Source organism: Flavobacterium aquidurense, assembly GCF_031458035.1.
In the GTDB taxonomy this organism is placed as follows: Bacteria; Bacteroidota; Bacteroidia; order Flavobacteriales; family Flavobacteriaceae; genus Flavobacterium; species Flavobacterium aquidurense_C.
The window spans coordinates 514,193-534,731 of sequence record NZ_JAVDXR010000002.1 but is presented as its reverse complement, the minus strand read 5'-3'; the positions used below and the strand labels follow the sequence as shown (position 1 = coordinate 534,731).

Below are 20,539 nucleotides of genomic sequence, written 5' to 3'. Positions count from 1 at the left end.
TAATGATTTTTTTTAATAAAAATTGCTATTATACATTCTTATTATTGTTGATTTGTAAGTTAACCACTTACGGTCAGCAGAGCTACAATTTTAATCATTATTTGGTAGAGGATGGACTACCGCACAACATCATCAATGATATCCTTCAGGATAAAAAAGGATTTATGTGGTTTGCTACTACTAATGGATTAAGCAAATACAACGGTTACCGATTCAAAAACTATAAAACAGAAGCTACCGATAAAGTTTTGATGAAAAACAACCGTATCGATTGGATTACCGAAGACTCGTATGGTAAAATTTGGATGCGCACTTTGTCCAACAAAAATAAGGCGTATTGCTTTGATCCTGTGGTAAATGAATTTTGGGGAGCTGAACTCATACCGGAGGTAGCGCAGAATAATATGGAAATTATCCAGATACTTCCTCAAAAATCAGGTTTAGTATGGCTTATTACAAAAAATAACGGCTGCATCGCCATAACCAGCAATAGTTATTCCTATAAAATTTTCAGTAAAGACAATGGTCAATTAAACAGTAATAATGTCATTTCAGTTTTTGAAGACCGCTCTAAAAATAGCTGGATTTTAACTGACCGGGGCATTATTCAGTTAAAAGCAAATAATGTACAGTCCAATACAAAATCGCTTTTAGCCGTAAACGAACAAACAAAAGCATTCTATAGTGCTATCGAACTTGAAGACGAAATATGGTTTGGAGGAGCCGACAGTAATTTGCTCCAATATACAAAAGGCACGAAAAATTTTAGAAGTCATCAATTAGGTTTAAAAGGTGAAATAATCATTCTAAAAAAAATAAACACAAACACTGTCGCAGCCATTACCCACCAGGCAGAGTTTTGTTTAATAAACATTTATACAGGGCAGACCACTAAATTTAAAACTTCTAATGAGGCACGTGTGGCGCAAAAAAAAATCAATGTTATAAAATTAACTCAGGATTTATTGTGGTTTACCTGTAATGAAGAAGCTGGTATTTATGCTATAAATATAAAAACCCAAAAATTAAGTTATTTCCCCGCAGGTGATAAAGAAACCGGAGCAAACCAATTTTCAGTAAAGGCTGCAGTGTTAACGAATACAAAAGGTGAAATATGGGTTCAGCCGAACAATGGCAGTTTTTCAAAATATGATTCGGCTGCAAATACTCTGATTCCGTTTGAAACTACATCTTATTTCCCTAAGGGAAACTTTAGCAATAAACTTCATATTGCCTACTTTGACAGGCAAGGTAATTTATGGTATAATACGCAGACTGCAGGAATCATAAAAGTTACTTTCAGCCAAAATAATTTTAAAGCTCTAAAAATAGAAAATCCTCATATAAAATTAGGAATCAAAGATGTACGTGCCGTATTTCAGGATAAAAACAAAAATATTTGGGTTGCCAACAAGCAGAATCAGCTCATACTATTTGATCAAAATTTAAAAAAACTTGGATATCTTTCATCAGATGGGCAATTAGTCTCTCAGGCGGTCTGGAAAAAACCGATCTATAGTATTATTCAGGATCAGGATGCTGTGATATGGATCGGTACGCGAGGAGACGGTCTCTATAAATTTACTCCACAGAACACAGACTACAATTACCAAACAGCGCACTTTAAGAATATTGAAAAGGATCCAAACAGCTTAAGCAATGATAATATCTACACTATTTTTGAAGATCAGTCTAAACGTTTATGGGTCGGTACCTTAAACGGACTAAATTTGATTCGAAAGCGGGGAAATACTTTAGATTTTATTAATCAGAATGGACGTTTAAAAAATACCCCTTTTGAAAAACATGTACACATTCGATGTCTAAAACAAGATAAACAAGGAGTACTATATGCAGGTTCTACAACTGGCCTATTGGTGTTTGACGGAAAAAAAAGATTTCCCGATTTAATATCTTCTATAACAGTTTATGAAAAAACGCAGCAGGAAAAAACTTGCTTAAAGAGTAATGATATTATTGATTTCTGTATCACTAAAAGCGGCCAGACATTTATTGCAACAGCCGATGGAGGCATCAGTAAAGTGCTAACGAGGTATCCAAATGGATATCCAAAAGAATTTCAGCATTATACACAAAAAGAAGGACTTCCTTCCAATAATATTTTATCATTGTTAGAAGACAGCGATCAAAATATCTGGATAACAACCGATTATATTTTGTCACGTTTTAATCCGAGGGAAGAGCTCTTTGAAGTATATTCTGAAGTGAAACCAATTATGGCCTTTAATAACTTTACAGAAGCAACGAGGATCAGATTGCAAAGCGGTGAACTGCTATTTGGCTACGCTCAGGGACTGCTACATTTTTTTCCCAACCAAATAAAATCAAATAACAATATCCCAACATTGGCCTTGACTGATTTTCAGGTTTATAATCAAAACAGCAGCAATGATCCGTTTCATTTATCTTATTCGATAGACAGCAATCCAGCTATAGAATTAGAACATAATCAGAACTTTTTCAATATAGAATTTACAGCATTGGACTACATTAATCCTGAGAACATCAAATATGCTTATAAACTTGAAGGTTTTGATGAAAATTGGAATTATACCAATGACCAGCATGCCGCCTTTTACACCAATGTTCCTAAAGGAAATTACATTTTCAAGGTAAAATCTACCAACAGCCAGGGAAACTGGGTTACCAACGAACGGCAGATTAAAATAACAGTATTGCCCTCGATCTGGAATACCTGGATTGCCTATATTATTTATGGCATGCTGGTACTGGGCATTATACTAGGAATTAATTATGTGGTACTTACAATGTATCGACTCAGGACCAACACGAAGATGGAGAAGGATATGTTTGAAATGAAACATAAATTTTTTATTGATATTTCGCATGAATTAAGAACACCTCTTACCCTAATTACTGGTCCTGTCGATTATCTTATTAATGACGCCAGAACACCTGAAGTTGTAAAAAAACAATTGACCTATGTATCTCAAAATACCAATAGACTGCAGCGCTTAGTAAATCAAATACTGGATTTTAGAAAAATACAGGATCAGAAGTTACAGATATCAGAAATAAACCTTACTGTATTTTCTCATGATATTTTTAATAACTTTTTAGAAACAGCACAGGAAAGAAATATTTCTTATTTATTTCAAGTTGAAGGAGACGATTTTAACATCTGGGCAGATAAAAATGCATTAGAAAAGATTTTAATGAATTTATTATCCAATGCCTTTAAATATACTCCGGACGGAAAGTCTATTACTCTAAAAATAATAAGGACATCGAGCCAGATCCAACTACAGGTCATCGATTCAGGTTTAGGCATACAGGAAGATTTTCAGAGTCGTATTTTCAATCGATTTTCATCTTATAATACAAACGCCAATAATCCAAGTACAGGGATTGGACTCTCTATGGTTAAAGAACTGGCAGAGCAGCACCATGCAGAAATTACTTTTAGTAGTAAAACCGGCGAAGGAAGTACTTTCAGCCTTCACTTCAAAACGGGTTATGATCATTTTAATGATGATGTAGAAATTCTAACGGAAGAATCAGCTGAAGCAATCGAAAATGCAACAGACAAAAATACCACAGGACAGCCAAATGAAAAAATCCGAATACTGGTGGTTGAAGACGATTTAAATTTACGCACCTTCATAAGAAATGTACTGGAAGAAGATTATGAAGTAATCGAAGCAGAAGATGGCGAGGAAGGCTATCGCAAAATACTACAAAATACGCCCGATTTTGTCATTAGTGATATCATGATGCCAAAACTTAACGGGGTAGACTTATTAAAGAAAATCAGGAATAATATAGAAACAAGCCATGTTCCTGTGGTATTATTAACAGCTAAAACCACAATTGAAAGCCAGTTGGAGGGAATCAATTATGGCGCTGATGATTATATTACCAAACCTTTCAGCGTAAGCTACTTAAAGGCCCGTATCATAAATTTAATGGAGCAGCGAAAACGCCTACAAAGCATTTTTGAAGACTATAATAGAAATGCTAATAAAAATGAAAAGCTTACTATTGAAGAATACGAGCCAAAACCATTCCTGGTAACCGACAAGGATGAAGAAATAATGCGGAAAATCATGAACTGCATTGAGGAAAACATTGACAATAACGAATTTTCAGTTGAAATTCTTGGTAGCGCCGTTGGCTTAAACAGAACGACTTTATATTATAAAATAAAAAGTTTAACAGGTTATTCTCCTGTTGAATTTATTCGTGACATAAGAATAAAACGTGCTGCACAATTATTGGCAGACAGTCAGTTACTAATCAAAGAAATAGCAGATATGACTGGATTTTCCGATATAAAATATTTTACAAAATCTTTTAAAAATAAATACGGAGAAACTCCCACAGAATACCGGCAAAAACATACAAGTTAAGAATACCAATTTCAGCAATTAAAAACAAAAATCATTAGCCTTATAAGTCTGTGTCTGCAACTCTAATGGTTACAAAAAATGAAAAATACATTTTTTTAATAATGTTTTTTTTTTGCGGCTGAATTGTACAGGCATAAAAAAAGAAGTCCGAAGACTTCTTTTTACACTAGTGTTAAACCAAAAAATTAACTACACTTAACCACAAAAACAGTTAATCACTTAAACAATAATCACTAGATTGAAAAAAAACAAACTATTAAAAAACCTTACTTTTCAATTTTAGATATTCTAAACCAGTCTACATCGGCATAGCCGGCATTGTTTATTGTTCCTTCCCTTAAGGCGACAAAACCAATTTTTGAACCTATCCAGGTTCCTTCTGAAGCCACAAATTCTAAACCGGCTTTTAAGTATTTTTTATCATCTAAACTATAATAAAACTGGCACTTTCCTCCTTTTTCAACTTTAAGTCTAAAGTAAAAAGTGTTAGCAGAAAGTGTCGCTATTTCAACACCTGTTTCTGCAGCTCCTTTGTCGGCTTTATTAGCAGATAACTGCATTAATTTTAATTGGTCATTACTTCGTTTAATTATTAAACTGCTGTAACTTCTTCCCATTACAACCAAACCAAATTGTTCGTTATCAAAATTTGGCGTAAATGTTATTTTAGCTGTTGCCATAAACGCTTCTGCAGGGAATTTTTGCGCAAAAATATTAGGCACCTGCCATAAGCTTTTAAAATCAACAGGCTTTGGGATACAATTAAAACGGAAATACCCCATACCAGCCGAAGGATAGCCCCACACCAATTGTTTATTGGCATGCCATTGCCACTGTAAACCTTGTACAGGCTCATTGAATTCGTCAGAATCAGGAGGCGTTGCTACAGGATATTGGGCATTTACATTTGGTTTTTTAAAAGTCATTACCGGCTCTCCAATACCGTTTTTGTCATTATCAACTCCCATAACTGGCCAGTCATTTTTCCATGTCATCGGATTTAAATGTACCACACGTCCGTAAGTGCCCTGATCCTGAAAATGTATAAACCAGTCTTCTCCTGTGACTGTATCTACCCACGCTCCCTGATGAGGGCCGTTTACAGTAGTTTTTCCCTGTTCCAGCACAACCTTCTCTTCATAAGGACCATAAATAGATTTTGATCTCAAGATTAATTGCCAGCCTGTTGCCACACCGCCTGCAGGGGCAAAAACATAATAATAACCATTGCGTCTATAAAATTTGGGCCCTTCAACAGTAGTATGGTTTTTATGTCCATCGAACAAAAGCACTTCATTATCTTCAGCCATACAGCTAACAGGATCTATGCTACAAAGCATCAATACACTCTTAGTTCCGGCACGGCTTCCCGCTAATGCATAACCCAGATACGCTTTACCATCTTCGTCCCAAAATGGAGCGGGATCTATAATGCCTTTTGCTGCTTTAATTAGAACCGGTTCTGACCACTTGCCGTACGGATTTTTGGTTTTAGTCATATATATGCCATAATCTGGATCCGGATAAAAAATATAATATTCTTCGTTATGAAAACGTATACACGGAGCCCATACACCATTACCATGCTGTATTTTATCGTAGGTTTCTACAGGAGGCTGTTTTGGCAATGCATAATTCACTAATTTCCAGTTTACTAAATCATTGGAATGCAAAATGGGAAGACCCGGAATGCAATTAAAGGAGGAAGCAGTCATAAAATAATCTTTTCCCACCCTGCAAACGTCCGGATCGGAATAGTCTGCGTAGATAATCGGATTTTTATAATTTCCATTTCCAAGGTCTGCTGTCCAGACTTTAGAAATTGCATCGATATTATTTTGTGCACAAATACTGCCTATTTTAGTAATAGCTAAACAGGCAAAAGCTACATATTTTATTCTCATTTTACTATTATTTTTGTTGGATTAAAATTAATGGACTGCGCACTAATGATGCTTTCCAATATTAAATACACCACTATTAAAGGACTCATTATCTTATAAAAAGTATACCGCTTTTAGAATTATTTCTCTGCATAAAATGTATTGCTGCTGCCTTTTGCTGTGGCTACATCATATTCAAAAATTTTTGTTTTTTTTAATCCCGTCAGTTTTGCCTTTTGGGAAATGCCTGGATTTTGTATCCCCGGTATTTTGAAAAAAGAATTAGGATTTTCGCCTTTAGCAGCTGTCAAGCCTCTTCCTTTTAATTTTGAATAACTCCTTAAACGAAGATTCCCTCCTAAATTAGATTTTATTGTTACCGAAATGATTTTTCCCTGATCCCATTTCATTTCTTCAATTGCAAATCCACCTTGAGCCTTTAAGCCTGATATGTTACCTGTTCTCCATTCATCAGGAAGGGCTGGCAACAAATGCACAGCGCCATCATAACTTTGCAGCAGCATTTCTGTTATACCTGCCGTACATCCAAAATTACCATCTATTTGAAAAGGCGGATGTGCATCAAAAAGATTCGGATATGTTCCTCCGGATTCTCCCTTGATTTCTGTTGGTGCCGGACGAAGCTGGTCCTTAATTAATTTATAGGCTTTATTACCATCTAATAAACGTGCCCACCAATTTACTTTCCATCCCATTGACCAGCCTGTAGAAACATCTCCTCTGGATATTAAAGTATTCTTAGCGGCTTCAGCCAATTCAGGGGTCCTGAAAGGTGATAACTGACCTGAAGGAAACAATCCGTATAAATGAGAAATATGTCTGTGTTTATCATTTGGCTTATCCCAGTCCTGAAGCCATTCCTGTAATTGTGAATGCTGTCCAATCTGCATAGGAGGCAATCGTTTTAAAGCCAGAGCTGTCGAATCAGCAAAATTCTTGTCATACTTCAGTACTTTAGAGGCATTAATAATATTATTAAACACATCAAAAACCAATTGATTATCCATAGTAGTTCCTGCCGAAACACCAACACCGCTTTGATACGTATTTTCAGGAGAAATAGATGGGCTAACAACTAACCATTTTTTCTGAGGTTCTTCCTGAAGCACATCAAGGTAAAATTGTGCTGCTCCTTTCATAACCGGATAGTACTCTCTTAAAAATTCTGTGTCACCGGTATAAAGGTAATGCTGCCATAAATGCTGGGTCAGCCAGGCGCCTCCCATAGGCCAGAGTCCGTAAAATCCCCCATCTACTATACCTGTAATACGCCACAAATCGGTATTATGATGCATATTCCAGCCTCTGGCGTGATACATTTCTTTTGCACTTTCTTGTCCAGTTATCGCTAAATCTTTTAGCATACTGAAAAGTGGCTGGTGCATCTCACTCAAATTAGTTGTTTCAGCAGGCCAGTAATTCATTTCAGTATTAATATTTACGGTGTATTTACTGTCCCACGGCGGATTTAATTTATGATTCCATATTCCCTGCAGATTTGCAGGCTGGCCGCCAGGCTGTGAACTTGAAATGAGCAGATATCTTCCAAACTGAAAATAGAGGGCTACGAGCTGCGGATCATAAGTGGTGTTGAATTCATTTATCCTTACATCGGTTGTTTTCTTTGATTGAGGAGAATCGCCAAGATCGAACCGTACTCTGTTAAAATATTTCTGATAAGCGGCAACATGATCCTGATAAGCGGTCTTATAATTTTTCTGAGAAACCTTTTCTAATATTGTTTTTGACTTTTGAAAAGGGTTTTCTGAAAGGTCGCTGTAGTTTTTAAAATTAGTTGCTAATGAAATTTGAATTACAACCTCATTGGCCTTATCAATCACCAGCTTATCTGCGGTTGCTGCTAAGGTGCCACCTTTTAAAATGCAATTAACCTGGCCTGTATAGTGTACTTTTCCTGTTTTGTTATCATTTGAGCCCGAGGTTCCTTCAAAAATCAATCTATTTCCCTCCGTTTTTACTTTGCTTACTAACTGAGGAGTTGTAGAAGTTATCGAAAAACTGATGCTATTTTTCTTGTCTGCCGTAAGTTTTACAATAAGAACATCATCAGCAAATGAAGTAAAAAATTCTCTTTTATAGGTTATACCGTTTACTTTATAACTTACCGAAGTCACCGCTTTTTCGATATCCAAATCCCTTCTATAATGCGAAAAATGGTCATGATCTGGAAAGTCAAGCCACAAACTTCCTGCAGTTTGATACGGCATACCATAATTTAAACCACTTGGTGCCTGCCTTGGAAAGGTTTCATTGGCCAGATCCTGTGCTTCTTTATATTTTTTATCAAAAATGAGCTTGCGGATTGCTTCAATATTATAGTAGGTATTTTTAGGTACATTATTGCCTGGTTCGCCTGCCCAAATAGTTTCTTCATTTAGCTGTAGTTCCTCTTTCGCAGGATTTCCGAAAATCATGGCGCCCAAACGGCCGTTACCAATAGGCAGCGCCTCATTCCAATTGTTTGCGGGCTTATCGTATTGTAGCATGAGCTGTTGTGCATTTACCTGGACTGCAGCCATCATGAAGCAAAATAGTCCGGCTATTTTCTTGTATTTTTCTGTATTCATTTTTATAAGGATAAAAACACGTCTGCCCTAGTCTGTTAACCTGAGAAAAGAGAACTTTTCTGCAGGAAAACGGACTAAAAAACAAAAACGAATTCTAAAAAAGTATTATAATTTTAATTGCTGCTCGGTCTGTTTTGCTGTTATACTATTAATATAGACCTCGATATTATCATAAACTGGGCTAAGGGTTCGACTATTAGCATCATTTTTTTTGGGATCCAGGCGATTAGTTTTTTCCCATTCATCCGGTATTCCATCATTATCCGTATCTTGTAATACAGTTCCTGACGCTAGTTCCGGCCATCCGCCAACAGCACTCTGGCTATCTATAAGTCCGTTTTTACTGCCATTTCCACCATCCTTAATCGTCGCTTTACCTGTCTTTACATCAATTATTATACGATTATCCACCGCATCGCGAACCAAAGAGGCTCCTGCAAATTTTAGTACTAAGTCATACGCCTTTTGCGCTGTATGAGTAGTAACAAAAGCTGCATTATGCGGTGTATTTTGTTTAATGGCTATTTTATCTGCATCGAAAACCACCCCGTAACCGGCAGCAAATTGATTGTAAACACCGTATGTCCAGTTGTCCTTTGTAGTTTCAGGAGATCCTTCAACTTCATTACCATTAATATAATATTTTCCCCAAATATTGTATACGGGATTTGGAGAAATGTTGGCTTTTGTATTTTTATCAATAGCAATAATGCGGTCCTTTTTTACAGTGGCCGGACCCGGTTTGTAGTAGCAGTTTACAATATTTACATTCATTGCTTCACCCCCATAACAGCTGTTTCCTCCCCAATTGTAAATTACGTTGTTGCGCAAGTCTACTAAATCTGTAAGGGCAAAAGCATGATTAGCATACTCACCCAAGCGAGGATTGCGGCTGTCATGACTGGCAACTAAATTATGGTGAAAAGTTGCATTTTTACCGCCCCAAATTCCACCGTATCCGTGAGATCCTTTCGAATGAGCAGAGTTTTTCAAAGATTCGGAGATAATACACCATTGCAGTGTAAAATTTTCATTTTGATAAAAAGAGACACATTCGTCAGTTGACCAGCTTACAGAACAATGATCGACTATGATATTCTTATGAAAACGGCCTCCAAGAGCATCAGCTTCGATTTTGTTTACATCGCCCATTCGAAAACGAAGATATCGCATTACAACATTATCGGCACTAACATCTACATCATAGTGTGCAATACAAATCCCACCTCCAGGTGCTGTCTGACCTGCAATCGTAATATCATTGACATTAATATGCAGAGATGACTTTAAATAAATCGTCCCGCTGACATTAAAAACTACGATTCTCGGACCTTGCTGATTTATCGCATATCGTAAAGTACCCGGAGTGTCAGCATCTTCTAACGAAGTAACTTTGATTACCTTTCCTCCTCTCCCGCCTATTGTTTTGCGCCCCCCTCCTTCGGCGCCTGGAAAAGCCAAAGCTTCCTCTTCAATGAGTTGAGTATTTATAGATTTATCTTTCGAAGCATCGAAACCCGCCTGCTTTTTATCTGCAGGAATAAAGGATAATATACTGTAGCAGCACAATACCCTTATTATAACGCTTGTTACTTTTTTATACATATTGAAACATAAGTTTTTCTATTTTAACACAATAACAAAGGGAGTTTTATGTAATGACTCCCTTTGTGAGAGCTAAATAAGATTATTTACAGATTAGAACCATCTTTTATCACCTGCTATACCTGTACCAGCAAACCCTGTACCTTCTTTTATATGAAAGTCGCCGGCTGCGGGATTTACAAACAAGCCGTAAATATCTAACGGAACCGCCGTTATACCAGTCAAAGGCCTTGCATCGACAATTAAATCCTTTGTCATATAACTGCCGGTGTAGGAAATAGGAATGCTTGCATAATTGCCATTGGTACTATTAATTTTAGCACCCCCGTTTGGACCTCCAATAATCATATTCTGAATGGTCAATTGTACTGGCTTCGCATTATCAAAGAGCCACAAATGTCCCATTGCAGTAGTAATATTTACACAGGTAATATTTGAAAAATTAATTTTTGTTGCAACACGCACATCAGCAAATCGGGTGCTGATTTCTGTTAGCGTACAATTTTGAACTGTTATTGAATTTATAACCTGTCCAGAAGCCACGTTAAAAACACCATAACCACCTGTTTTCGAAATCTTGCTGTTAGTAACATTGATATCATTTATTACAGAAGCACCACTTAAACGTACTATAGAGTTTATATTGTCTATTTCACAGCCATCAATATTGATGTTGTGTACGTTTTTGGTTCCTAAATCGATAAAAAATGCGGCTGCTGAAGTTGTATTTAAATACTGAATAATTAAATCATTAATCTGCGTTTGTACTCTAAATCGGGCATTAAGCAATTTAGGAAGTGTACCGTTAGAATCGGCAACACCTGCAAAAGCGATATCGTTAACGCCGGTAGGAATGGTAATATCTCCGCCAATATTATAACTGGTAGTTTTATCAAAAACAACGGTAAAGTTTTTAGAACCCGCTGCTACCAGGTCACTAATAGCTTTTGCAATTGTTGCTGCATTATCACCAGGCAATACGTTGTAAATAGTGCTGTCCAATATGCCGGTAGTTCTAACATTTAAGGAACCTCTTACGTTTGACGCGTTGAGAATCTTCACTACATAACTCGTTCCAATGGCTAAATTATCTATAGTCAAAGTACCTGCTGCTTTCTGCTGTTCTGTTAAAGGGATTTCTCTAATACTCGTCCCAGCCTGATCGTACAAAACCACTGCAGTAACCCTCGGAGAAATTGTCCATTCAATAGTTATACTATTTGCTGCCGGAGTATAACTTTTAAATAACTGTTCGGCAGGGGTTTTAAAAAACATCTGGCTTAATTTAGATTCAAGTCCGGTTATTTCATTGATACTTTTCATTCGGACTGAATACTTTGAATCTCCATCCAGATCTTTAAATATTTCACGATACTCAATTTTAGTCTGATTGGTGGAGGCTGCGAAAGGAACTAAGTCAGAACTTGACAATTCAACAGTTTTTACAATCTGGTTAAATAGTAAACTATCTTTACTAAATTCAAAAACATATTTAGTAGCATCTATAGATTTTGTAAACTTTAATTCTACTTCAGTAGATTCTACTTTAGAAACTTCAAAAATTAAAGATTTAAAAAGGCGTTCATGCCCTGCTACTACTTCCCAATCATTATAATCTTTTTCACAGCTTACCAGTATAATGGCAAGCAAAGAAAATAGTCCCAATACTATATTTTTTTTCATATCTTCCAATTTTACAGGTTTAGTATCCAAAGGAATTGGTTAATTTACCTTTAGACTCAAATAAATCTTCATAATAAATGGCAAAATAATGCCTGTAATTACAGCTTTTGTTCCCCATTGTGTATTGTACTAAATTGGATTGTATTTCCCCTCCATTTTTCAATGAACTTAAGAAACTGGAATAATCATACGATTTATTAATACCTGTCCCAGCCAATAAAATACGTGTCGGCCAGTCAATATAATTTTTATTAGTTCCGCTGGTTGGCTTCTGTGCGTTTTTAGTAAACCATGACGATGATAAATATTCTGGCCCAGGACTGGCTCCTAAATTTCTATAATAATTAATGTTGCTTTTGTCAATAAACTCCGCATCTTTAAACTTATAATATATTGTCTGTGGAAAGTCAGACGCCTGATAACTTTTGTCAAAAATGGTAACTGCTTCTTTATTGTCAAGCATTAAACACAACGTTTTTTTCATGGTTTCAATCTTTTCATATAAAAGCCCCCATCGAACCAAATCTTGTTTTCGTATGGCTTCACAGCCAAACTCCCATGCACGTTCATTAACGATCGCGTTAAAGAAATTAGAGTCATACTGTTTCACTTTTTGCGAATTGTTGCCAAAAGCACGTTTTCTTACAGTTTCTAATGCCTGACGAGGGGACATTTTAGCCACCGAATTTAAATTATCAGGGCTCGATAACTGGCTTTCCGCCTCGGCGAACATCAAATAAATATCAGAATAACGCATTAAAATCCAGTTTACTCCTGTCGCAATACGTGAATTAGCGGTTTTATGCAATGCTAAGTAAGAAGGATTCATCCAGTATAATCGCCATTTCGCAAAGCTCACACTCAATGCGTCAGTTTTCATTACTTCTTTATTCTCGCTTCCGTAACTTGTCCAGGACAATGTGACATCGCGTCGTAAATCATCTGGATCAAAAGAATAAAAATAATAAGCCTGTGAACTCACATAACTACCTCCAAAGCCTCTTGAACCATTTTTTGTATTAGCGGCCACTTCGTAGCCCATTAAAGAACCTATATCGCCGTTATTACCAAGGCCAAAAGCAACTTCAAATAAGTTTTCATTTGAGGCGTTCTGTCCAAGATTGCAAACTGTTTTCCAAATATTTTCGTAACTCGGATCTAATGAGTGCTGGTGCTCTGAACTTCCTAGAATTTCTGCGGTTTGCTGGGCAGCAATCTGATAGTAATCACGCCAATTTTTAACACGTCCTACATAATATCCATTCTCAGCCTGCATTGTTGGATGACGCTCCACATTCTGATCTGAAAACAGGTTACCGTCATGCAGCGACCATCCTCCTGCAAAAAGAGCTACCCTTGCCAGTAATCCTTTAGTAAATGCTTTAGAAATGCGCTCTGCTGTAGTATATTCAGGAGCCTTTTTAAGGTAAGGCAGGTAGTCTACGGCTTCTGTTAAATCTTTCACCAATTCGGCGTAAACGACATCTCTGTCTGTTTTACCGATGTACACATTAGACAGATCCGATTTTGATGGCTCGCCTTTATAAGGTATATCACCCCAAAATCTCACTAGTTCAAAATAAGCCAATGCTTTAAGGGTTAACGCTTCGCCTAATAGAGGTTTCATTTCATTTGCTTTGGATTCGAAAACAGGAGAATTACGAATACCTTCTACGGCAGATGATGCTAGTTCGGCAAACTGAAACAAGGTTTCCCATTTTGTGGTAGTATTGTAAGGATCGTCATAAAAATTACCAGCCCCGGAATCAGAACTTGTAGAGTTGTATCCTGTGGTTGTAAATCCAGTATTGGTCTCGATATCACTTACTCCCTGCCAGTTTACCGACAATTTCTGACCATAAATATAGGTGTCGGTCATTTTTCCATAAACTCCCATTACAGCCGCTTTAGCCATTGAAGTAGTATTGAAAACAGTTTGTGAACTAAGTTTAGAAGGCGAAGTGGTTTCTAAAAAGTCTTCATTGCAAGAGATTGTGCCAAAAGCAACAAATACAAATGCGGTATAAATATATTTTTTCATGATCATAAACAATTAAAAAGTTAAATTGGCACCAAATAATATGGTTCTTGCTTTTGGATAAGCTGACCAGTCAAGTCCAGGAGTTAAAGGAGAACTATTAGTACTCACCTCAGGATCCTGTCCTGAGTAGTGGGTCCAAACTTTAAGGTTATTACCTGACACATAACATCTTACTTTTTGAATAAACTTACCTTTGGCAATTGTTTCGGGAAGTGTATAACCAATAGTAAGATTTCCTAAACGCAGAAATGAACCGTCTTCAATAGCCCAGTCAGTAATAATTGTAGAGTTCGATAAAGGATGCCAGATACTAGCACCTTGGTTAACTTCCTGCAGTAATTGCGGATTCGCATCGTTACCAAACATAATGTTATTTCCGGTAACGGGATCGATAGTTGTAAAACGATTCTCTAAACTCATAATTGCATTAGCATTATTATAACGTTTGGAGCCACTGAAAGTAGAATTATCAATTTTATTGGCATTATAAATGTCATTACCATAAGACCAGTTAAATAGCGCTGAAAAATCTAAGCCTTTAAATATAGCACTAAGACCAAAGCCACCTATATGTTTAGGCTGTGCACGTCCAATAACTTTTCGGTCTTCATCAGGATTAATCACAGTCCCAGTGCCTCCTAATTTTTTTAGTTTCATGTGCCCTGGTCCAAAATAATTACCTGAGTTGGTAAAAACTTTTGACGCATCAGCAACTCCCTCTTTTAAAATCCATTTTTTCTGAACATTATCGTAGCTAAAATCATCGAATGTGTACATACCGTCAGATACGTAGCCATACATCAAACCAACAGGTTGTCCTATGCGCACTCTATAATCATCACGGCCAATATTAGGAGCCCAATTTGATGCTGCTATCATTTCGTCAGAGCCATCAAGGCTTTTTACAACATTTTTATTAAAGGCAATATTAAAGTTACCTGATAATCGAAACTGAGAAGTTTCGATTATATTTGCGTTTACAGTAAATTCGATTCCTTTATTCGAAGTGCTTCCTATATTTTGATATTGAGAAACGTAACCTGAGTTTGAAGGTAATGCCACTGCCAATATCAGGTTATTTGTGTCAATTTTATAGGCATCAATATTTACGGTCAATCTCTGGTTAAAAAATCCAAGATCTAATCCTAAATTGGTAGAAACCGTAGTTTCCCATGTAAGATTTTCATTCTTTAAAGTATTCGAAGGCTTCAAAGAGCTTTGACCTACTTCACTAATATAAATAAGACGATTTGCTGTATTTTCAAAACTATAATCCTGACGCCAGTATGACCCCACACGGGCATTTCCAACCTCTCCATAACTCAAACGAAATTTAGCATCAGATAACCAATCTTTAGTCTTTTTCATGAATTTCTCGTCAGACATACGCCAGGCAAATGCTGCTCCCGGAAAATAACCCCATCGATTATCCGGAGCAAAAACGTTTTTACCATCAAAACGAGAAGTAAAACTAAAGATGTATTTACTAAGAAATGTGTAATTAATACGTCCAAAATAAGAAGAAGTTCTTGTTGGTTCACCAATAGTTGTATAGGTCGGAAGAGGCGTACCATAATTCCACATAGCCAGAACATCACTGGCACCAAAATCGGCAGGGAAAAATTTCGATTGCACTAATGTTTCATCTACTTGAGAGCTTCTGGCCTCCTGTCCAATCAGGAAATTGAATTTATGCACCGATTTGTTAAATGCCGTATCATAACTTATCGTATTTTGAAAAGACCAATCGGCACCTTTCACATCCTGACGTTTCGCTACAGGCTGTCCGCCATTAGCACTGGCTTCCCCCGTATTTCGCAGCCAAATATTGTCGGTATAATTTCTATTTATGGCGTAACTCCCCTGCGTAACTATCGAAAGCCCTTTAAGAGGTTTCCAGGTCAAACCTCCATTCATGGTCAGGTTAAGATTGTTCTGCTCTTTATATTCGTTAGTAATATTATAAATAGGATCATTTAAACTGCTCAAAGCTTCAGCAGAAGTAATATTATCTGTTCCTCCCAAGGCAGACGCAGGATCCAGGTAAGTCAAACTCCTCACCGGAGCATACTTAATGCCGTCTTTTAGCTTTCCACCATTGGATACGCTTGGTCCGGTTATAATAGTATTTGAGAAACGAGAGTTAAAATCAAAACGGAATTTAGAACTCAATTCTTTATTCAGTTTAAAACTCACATAATCTCTTTTATAAGCTGAATTGACCATAATAAAGTCTTCTGCATCATGTGTATAATTTACTTTGTACTGCAGTTTAGCATCTCCGCCGCTCATACCAATATCGGTATGTGTCTGTACGCCCGTATTTCCGTAAAGCTGCTCCTGCCAGTCTAAACCTTTTTTAGATTTGTAAATATCTTTATCTTCCCATAAACCATAGGCAGAATAAAAACTGGTATTGGTTACACTGGAACCCGGATCCAGCTCTTTTTGAAAATAAACATACTCATAAGGCGATAAAACATCGGTAAGTTTATAGGTCTTTTTTAAGCCTGTATAAGCATTAACCGTAATTTCTGTCTTCCCTTTTTTTCCTGATTTGGTAGTAATAAGCACTACTCCATTGGCTCCCTGAGAACCATAAATTGCAGTAGATGAAGCATCTTTTAATACATCAATAGTCTCAATATCACCAGGAGGGATATCGTTAATAGTATTCACCTGAAAACCATCAACAATATAAAGTGGGCTATTGTCCTGTGTAATAGAACTGCCTCCGCGCACACGTACGTTGATCTGTGCATCAGGAGAACCTTCTGTTATGGTTACATTTACACCTGCTAACCGTCCAGCGATAGCCTGCAGCGCTGAGGTTGCGGGAATATCTTTCAGAGTGTTCATATTTACAGAAGCAACAGAGCCTGTCAAATCTTTACGTTTAGCAGTTCCATATCCAATTACTACCACCTCATCAAGGTTGGTAGAAGACTCTTTCATGGTCACATTTATACTGCTTCTTCCATCAATAACGATATGTTGTGTATCCATACCAATAAAAGAAAAAGTAAGCGAAGCATTTGAAGGAACTTTTTCAATAATAAAATTTCCATCAATATCAGACATTGTACCCCTTTTGGTACCTTTTAATAAAATTGATACACCTGGTATGCCCAGTCCTTTTTCATCTACAACTTTGCCTTTTACTGTTATTTCATCCTGAAAAGACTGAAACAAATTAAAAGAAAAGTTATTGTGGTTCTTAATGTCGCGAAAAAAATCGAAACGGGTTAATTTTTCTGAATTTGAGTCTGTATTGGCACTGGCAGAAAAATCAAAGAGCAAAACTACTGCTGAAAGCAAAGCGGCCTTATTCCTGAATTTCCTTACCATGCCAAAGTGATTCTCTGACAAATTCGTTTTCATACGATAATTGGTTTAATTGGTTAGTTGGTATAGTTAATAAGTAAAATTTATTTTAGAAAAAGAGCGGTGCAATGACGGAGTTTAAATCCGTTACAAAACTCTCTTTAAGAATATTTAAATAACCAGTATCAAAAAAACATATTTCAAAAAAAAACATCTTGTTTTATGATTTATTGTTAAAACAAAACTAAATTTTAATCATAAATTGAAGGAGGTCTAAACACAATATGATAGGGGGCATTTCGCAAAAAGCCTTTATTTACAACACTTTAAAGAATCACATTCGAAAAAACAGCTATTTTAATAGTCAGAATTTCCAAAAAAAGCTATAATCCCGCTCCATAAAAAAAGAGCTGTGATTTAAAATGATCACAGCTCTTTTATCTTTAGAAAACAATCAAAAATTAGTTGTAAAGCTGAAAGGTATAGCTTTTGCCTTTTTCAGTTTTGACATCAAATTCGAATGTTTTTGCTATTGCTGTTCCTATCAATTGGGCACTGGAAGAAATCACTGGTTTTTCTACTGGCTGATACTTGTAAAAAGTATTAGAATTGATTCCCTTTGCTTTGTTTAACCCTGGACCCTTTAATGAAGTATAACTTCGTAAACGCAGATTCCCTCCAAGATTTGATTTAATTGTAGCGGTAACCAATCTACCCTCCTTCCACTCCATATTTTCAATTTCAAAACCACCGCGGGCTTTTAACCCCTTAATCTTTCCGTTCTTCCAAACATCAGGAAGAGCAGGCAGCAAACTAAGAGCGCCATCATGGCTCTGCAATAGCATCTCAGCAATACCGGCCGTACACCCAAAATTTCCGTCAATTTGAAACGGAGGATGCGCATCAAACATATTGCTGTAAGTACCGCCATCCGGATCACGAATGGTTGCATTTGCTGCTTTTAAATTGAGCTGATTAGTAATTAACTTATAAGCATGATTTCCGTCTAAATATCTCGCCCATAAACACACTTTCCATCCCATTGACCACCCTCTACTGGCGTCCCCTTTACCTGTAAGCGAGTTTCTGGAGGCTTCGAAAAGTTCAGGAGTTTTGAAAGGAGAAATTTCGCGCCCGGGAAACACGCCCCACAAATGTGACAAATGACGGTGTGAATCATTCTTACGATCCCAATCTTCCAGCCATTCCTGTAGTTGTGTATATTTTCCAATATGCATTGGCGGCAATTGCTGGCGAATTTTTTTCAACTCTGTTATCCATTGCTGATCTTCTTTCAGAATTTCAGCGGCATCAATAGTATTAGAAAGCAAATCAAAAACCAGCTGATTATCCATCGTCACGCCGGCAAAAACACTGCAACGTTCTGTGCCCATACTCCCATCTGATTTTACATATTGATAAGATTGCAAACCAGGCGTATGTTCTGGAGAAATGGAAGGAGAAACAACCAAATATCCTGTTTTCTTGTCTTTAATTAAAAAATCCTGATAGAACTCGGAGGCGCTTTTTAATAGCGGAAATACTTCTTTTAAATACAACTGATCTCCGGAAAAAAGAAATCTTTCCCACAAATGCGAAGCAAACCAGGCATTGCACGTCGGCCAGATTCCAGCTGTTAAATCAACCGCACCGGTAAAACGCCACAAGTCTGTATTGTGATGCAGCGTCCAGCCACGGGCACCGTACATTTGTGAGGCCGATTGCTTACCTGTCTCGCTCACCTCTTTAATTAAGTTGATAAAGGGCTCATGACATTCTGAAAGATTGGTTACTTCAGCAGGCCAATAATTCATCTCGACATTAATGTTGGTTGTATATTTACTATCCCAAGCCGGATATTGGCCCGCGTTAGGATTCCAAATACCCTGCAAATTTGCTGGCTGGGTGCCTGGCTGTGACGAGGCAATAAGTAAATAACGTCCAAATTGAAAATACATCGAGACTAAATCCGGATCATCTGCCTTAGAAAATTCAGCTATACGCTGATCAGTAGGTTTATTTACTTGTGGAGAAGTGCCTAAATCCAGCTCAACCCTATTAAATTGTTTTTGATAAAAAGCAATATGATCGTCTTTTGCTTTTTGATAAGACTTTGAAAAAGCAAGCAGATACTCTTTAGCTCGCTTTTCGGCATCGGCACTGATATCTTTATAATTCTTAAAATTGGTAGCCACCGCTATATAAATAAAAGCTTCATCTGCATCTTTTACACTAATAGACTCCCCAACTTTCGATTGAATCCCGCCTTTTGCTTCTACTTTTATCTGTGTATTAAAGTGAAGCAAGTTGGTTATATTTTCTTCTTTTTCCCGCGTACATCTGCCATTCACAACAAGCAACTGATTATCAGAAACTTTAACACTTGTTTTTACCATATTGGTTTTTAAAGGTCCCGCAAAAGATGCATTAAAATTCAAAGATCCTTTCTTGTCACTAGCCAGTCTTATTATAATAAGCTGATCTGTAAAAGAAGTAAAAACTTCTCGCTGAAAATTAACCCCGTCTACTGTATATTTCGTTGTTGCAATTGCGGTTTTTAAATCTAAATCCCTATAAAAATTACTATATTTTTCATGGCCGGGAACGGATAGAACCAAGTTTCCTATGGACTGATACACCTGTCCATGTGAAGTTGTTTTGCGATCTGCAATGATATCTGATAAAGCCAATTTTTGGGCTTCGACAAAATTTTGATCCTGCAGATAATTTTGAATCTGCTTCAAACTTTTTTTTGCATTTGGATTAACGTTCTGATAAGGACTTCCAGACCAAAAAGTATCTTCATTAATTTGAATAGTATCTGATTGAGGCACACCGTAGACCATGGCTCCTAATCTGCCATTACCAAGAGGAACTGCATCTGTCCATGCTGTGGAAGGCTTATCATACCATAAAACCATTTTTTTTTGAGCAACGGAATTGAACAAAAAAAATAAAAAGAATGAAAATGGTAAAACAGATTTATTAAAAAAAAATTTCATA

8 protein-coding genes are annotated in these 20,539 nt (G+C 36.8%); 1 reads left to right on the top strand and 7 read right to left on the bottom strand.

Going from position 1 to position 20,539, the window contains the following annotated elements; translation table 11 throughout:
- Positions 1–2: 2 nt before the first annotated feature.
- Complete coding sequence (locus J2X17_RS05350) at positions 3–4,391, top strand: hybrid sensor histidine kinase/response regulator transcription factor (protein ID WP_310295371.1); 4,389 nt, start codon at positions 3–5, stop codon at positions 4,389–4,391.
- Positions 4,392–4,657: 266 nt separating this feature from the next.
- Here the strand turns inward: J2X17_RS05350 and J2X17_RS05345 are convergent, their stop codons facing one another.
- The 7 genes from J2X17_RS05345 to J2X17_RS05315 all read right to left on the bottom strand — a co-directional run bounded on the left by J2X17_RS05345 (position 4,658) and on the right by J2X17_RS05315 (position 20,538).
- Positions 4,658–6,295 (bottom strand): glycoside hydrolase family 43 protein, encoded by a 1,638-nt coding sequence (locus tag J2X17_RS05345; RefSeq protein WP_310295369.1) that lies wholly within the window; start codon positions 6,293–6,295, stop codon positions 4,658–4,660.
- 119 nt (positions 6,296–6,414) lie between these two features.
- On the bottom strand, positions 6,415–8,883 hold the full coding sequence (locus J2X17_RS05340; protein ID WP_310295367.1) for a glycoside hydrolase family 95 protein: 2,469 nt from the start codon (positions 8,881–8,883) through the stop codon (positions 6,415–6,417).
- 105 nt (positions 8,884–8,988) lie between these two features.
- On the bottom strand, positions 8,989–10,488 hold the full coding sequence (locus tag J2X17_RS05335) for a pectate lyase family protein (protein WP_310295365.1): 1,500 nt from the start codon (positions 10,486–10,488) through the stop codon (positions 8,989–8,991).
- A gap of 93 nt (positions 10,489–10,581) precedes the next feature.
- Positions 10,582–12,171, bottom strand: a complete 1,590-nt coding sequence (locus J2X17_RS05330) for a DUF5123 domain-containing protein (RefSeq protein WP_310295363.1) — start codon at positions 12,169–12,171, stop codon at positions 10,582–10,584.
- Positions 12,172–12,190: 19 nt separating this feature from the next.
- On the bottom strand, positions 12,191–14,212 hold the full coding sequence (locus tag J2X17_RS05325; RefSeq protein WP_310295361.1) for a RagB/SusD family nutrient uptake outer membrane protein: 2,022 nt from the start codon (positions 14,210–14,212) through the stop codon (positions 12,191–12,193).
- Between the two features lie 12 nt (positions 14,213–14,224).
- Positions 14,225–17,593, bottom strand: coding sequence for a SusC/RagA family TonB-linked outer membrane protein (locus J2X17_RS05320; RefSeq protein WP_310295359.1), 3,369 nt, complete (start codon positions 17,591–17,593; stop codon positions 14,225–14,227).
- 404 nt (positions 17,594–17,997) lie between these two features.
- Positions 17,998–20,538, bottom strand: coding sequence for a glycoside hydrolase family 95 protein (locus J2X17_RS05315; protein ID WP_310295357.1), 2,541 nt, complete (start codon positions 20,536–20,538; stop codon positions 17,998–18,000).
- Position 20,539: the final 1 nt, after the last annotated feature.

Excerpts from the sequence above, each read along its gene's own strand:
- J2X17_RS05345 (WP_310295369.1), bottom strand. The coding sequence starts at position 6,295 with ATGAGAATAAAATATGTAGCTTTTGCCTGTTTAGCTATTACTAAAATA.
- J2X17_RS05325 (WP_310295361.1), bottom strand. The coding sequence starts at position 14,212 with ATGAAAAAATATATTTATACCGCATTTGTATTTGTTGCTTTTGGCACA.
- J2X17_RS05315 (WP_310295357.1), bottom strand. The coding sequence starts at position 20,538 with ATGAAATTTTTTTTTAATAAATCTGTTTTACCATTTTCATTCTTTTTA.
- J2X17_RS05340 (WP_310295367.1), bottom strand. The coding sequence starts at position 8,883 with ATGAATACAGAAAAATACAAGAAAATAGCCGGACTATTTTGCTTCATG.
- J2X17_RS05350 (WP_310295371.1), top strand. The coding sequence starts at position 3 with ATGATTTTTTTTAATAAAAATTGCTATTATACATTCTTATTATTGTTG.
- J2X17_RS05335 (WP_310295365.1), bottom strand. The coding sequence starts at position 10,488 with ATGTATAAAAAAGTAACAAGCGTTATAATAAGGGTATTGTGCTGCTAC.
- J2X17_RS05330 (WP_310295363.1), bottom strand. The coding sequence starts at position 12,171 with ATGAAAAAAAATATAGTATTGGGACTATTTTCTTTGCTTGCCATTATA.
- J2X17_RS05320 (WP_310295359.1), bottom strand. The coding sequence starts at position 17,593 with ATGAAAACGAATTTGTCAGAGAATCACTTTGGCATGGTAAGGAAATTC.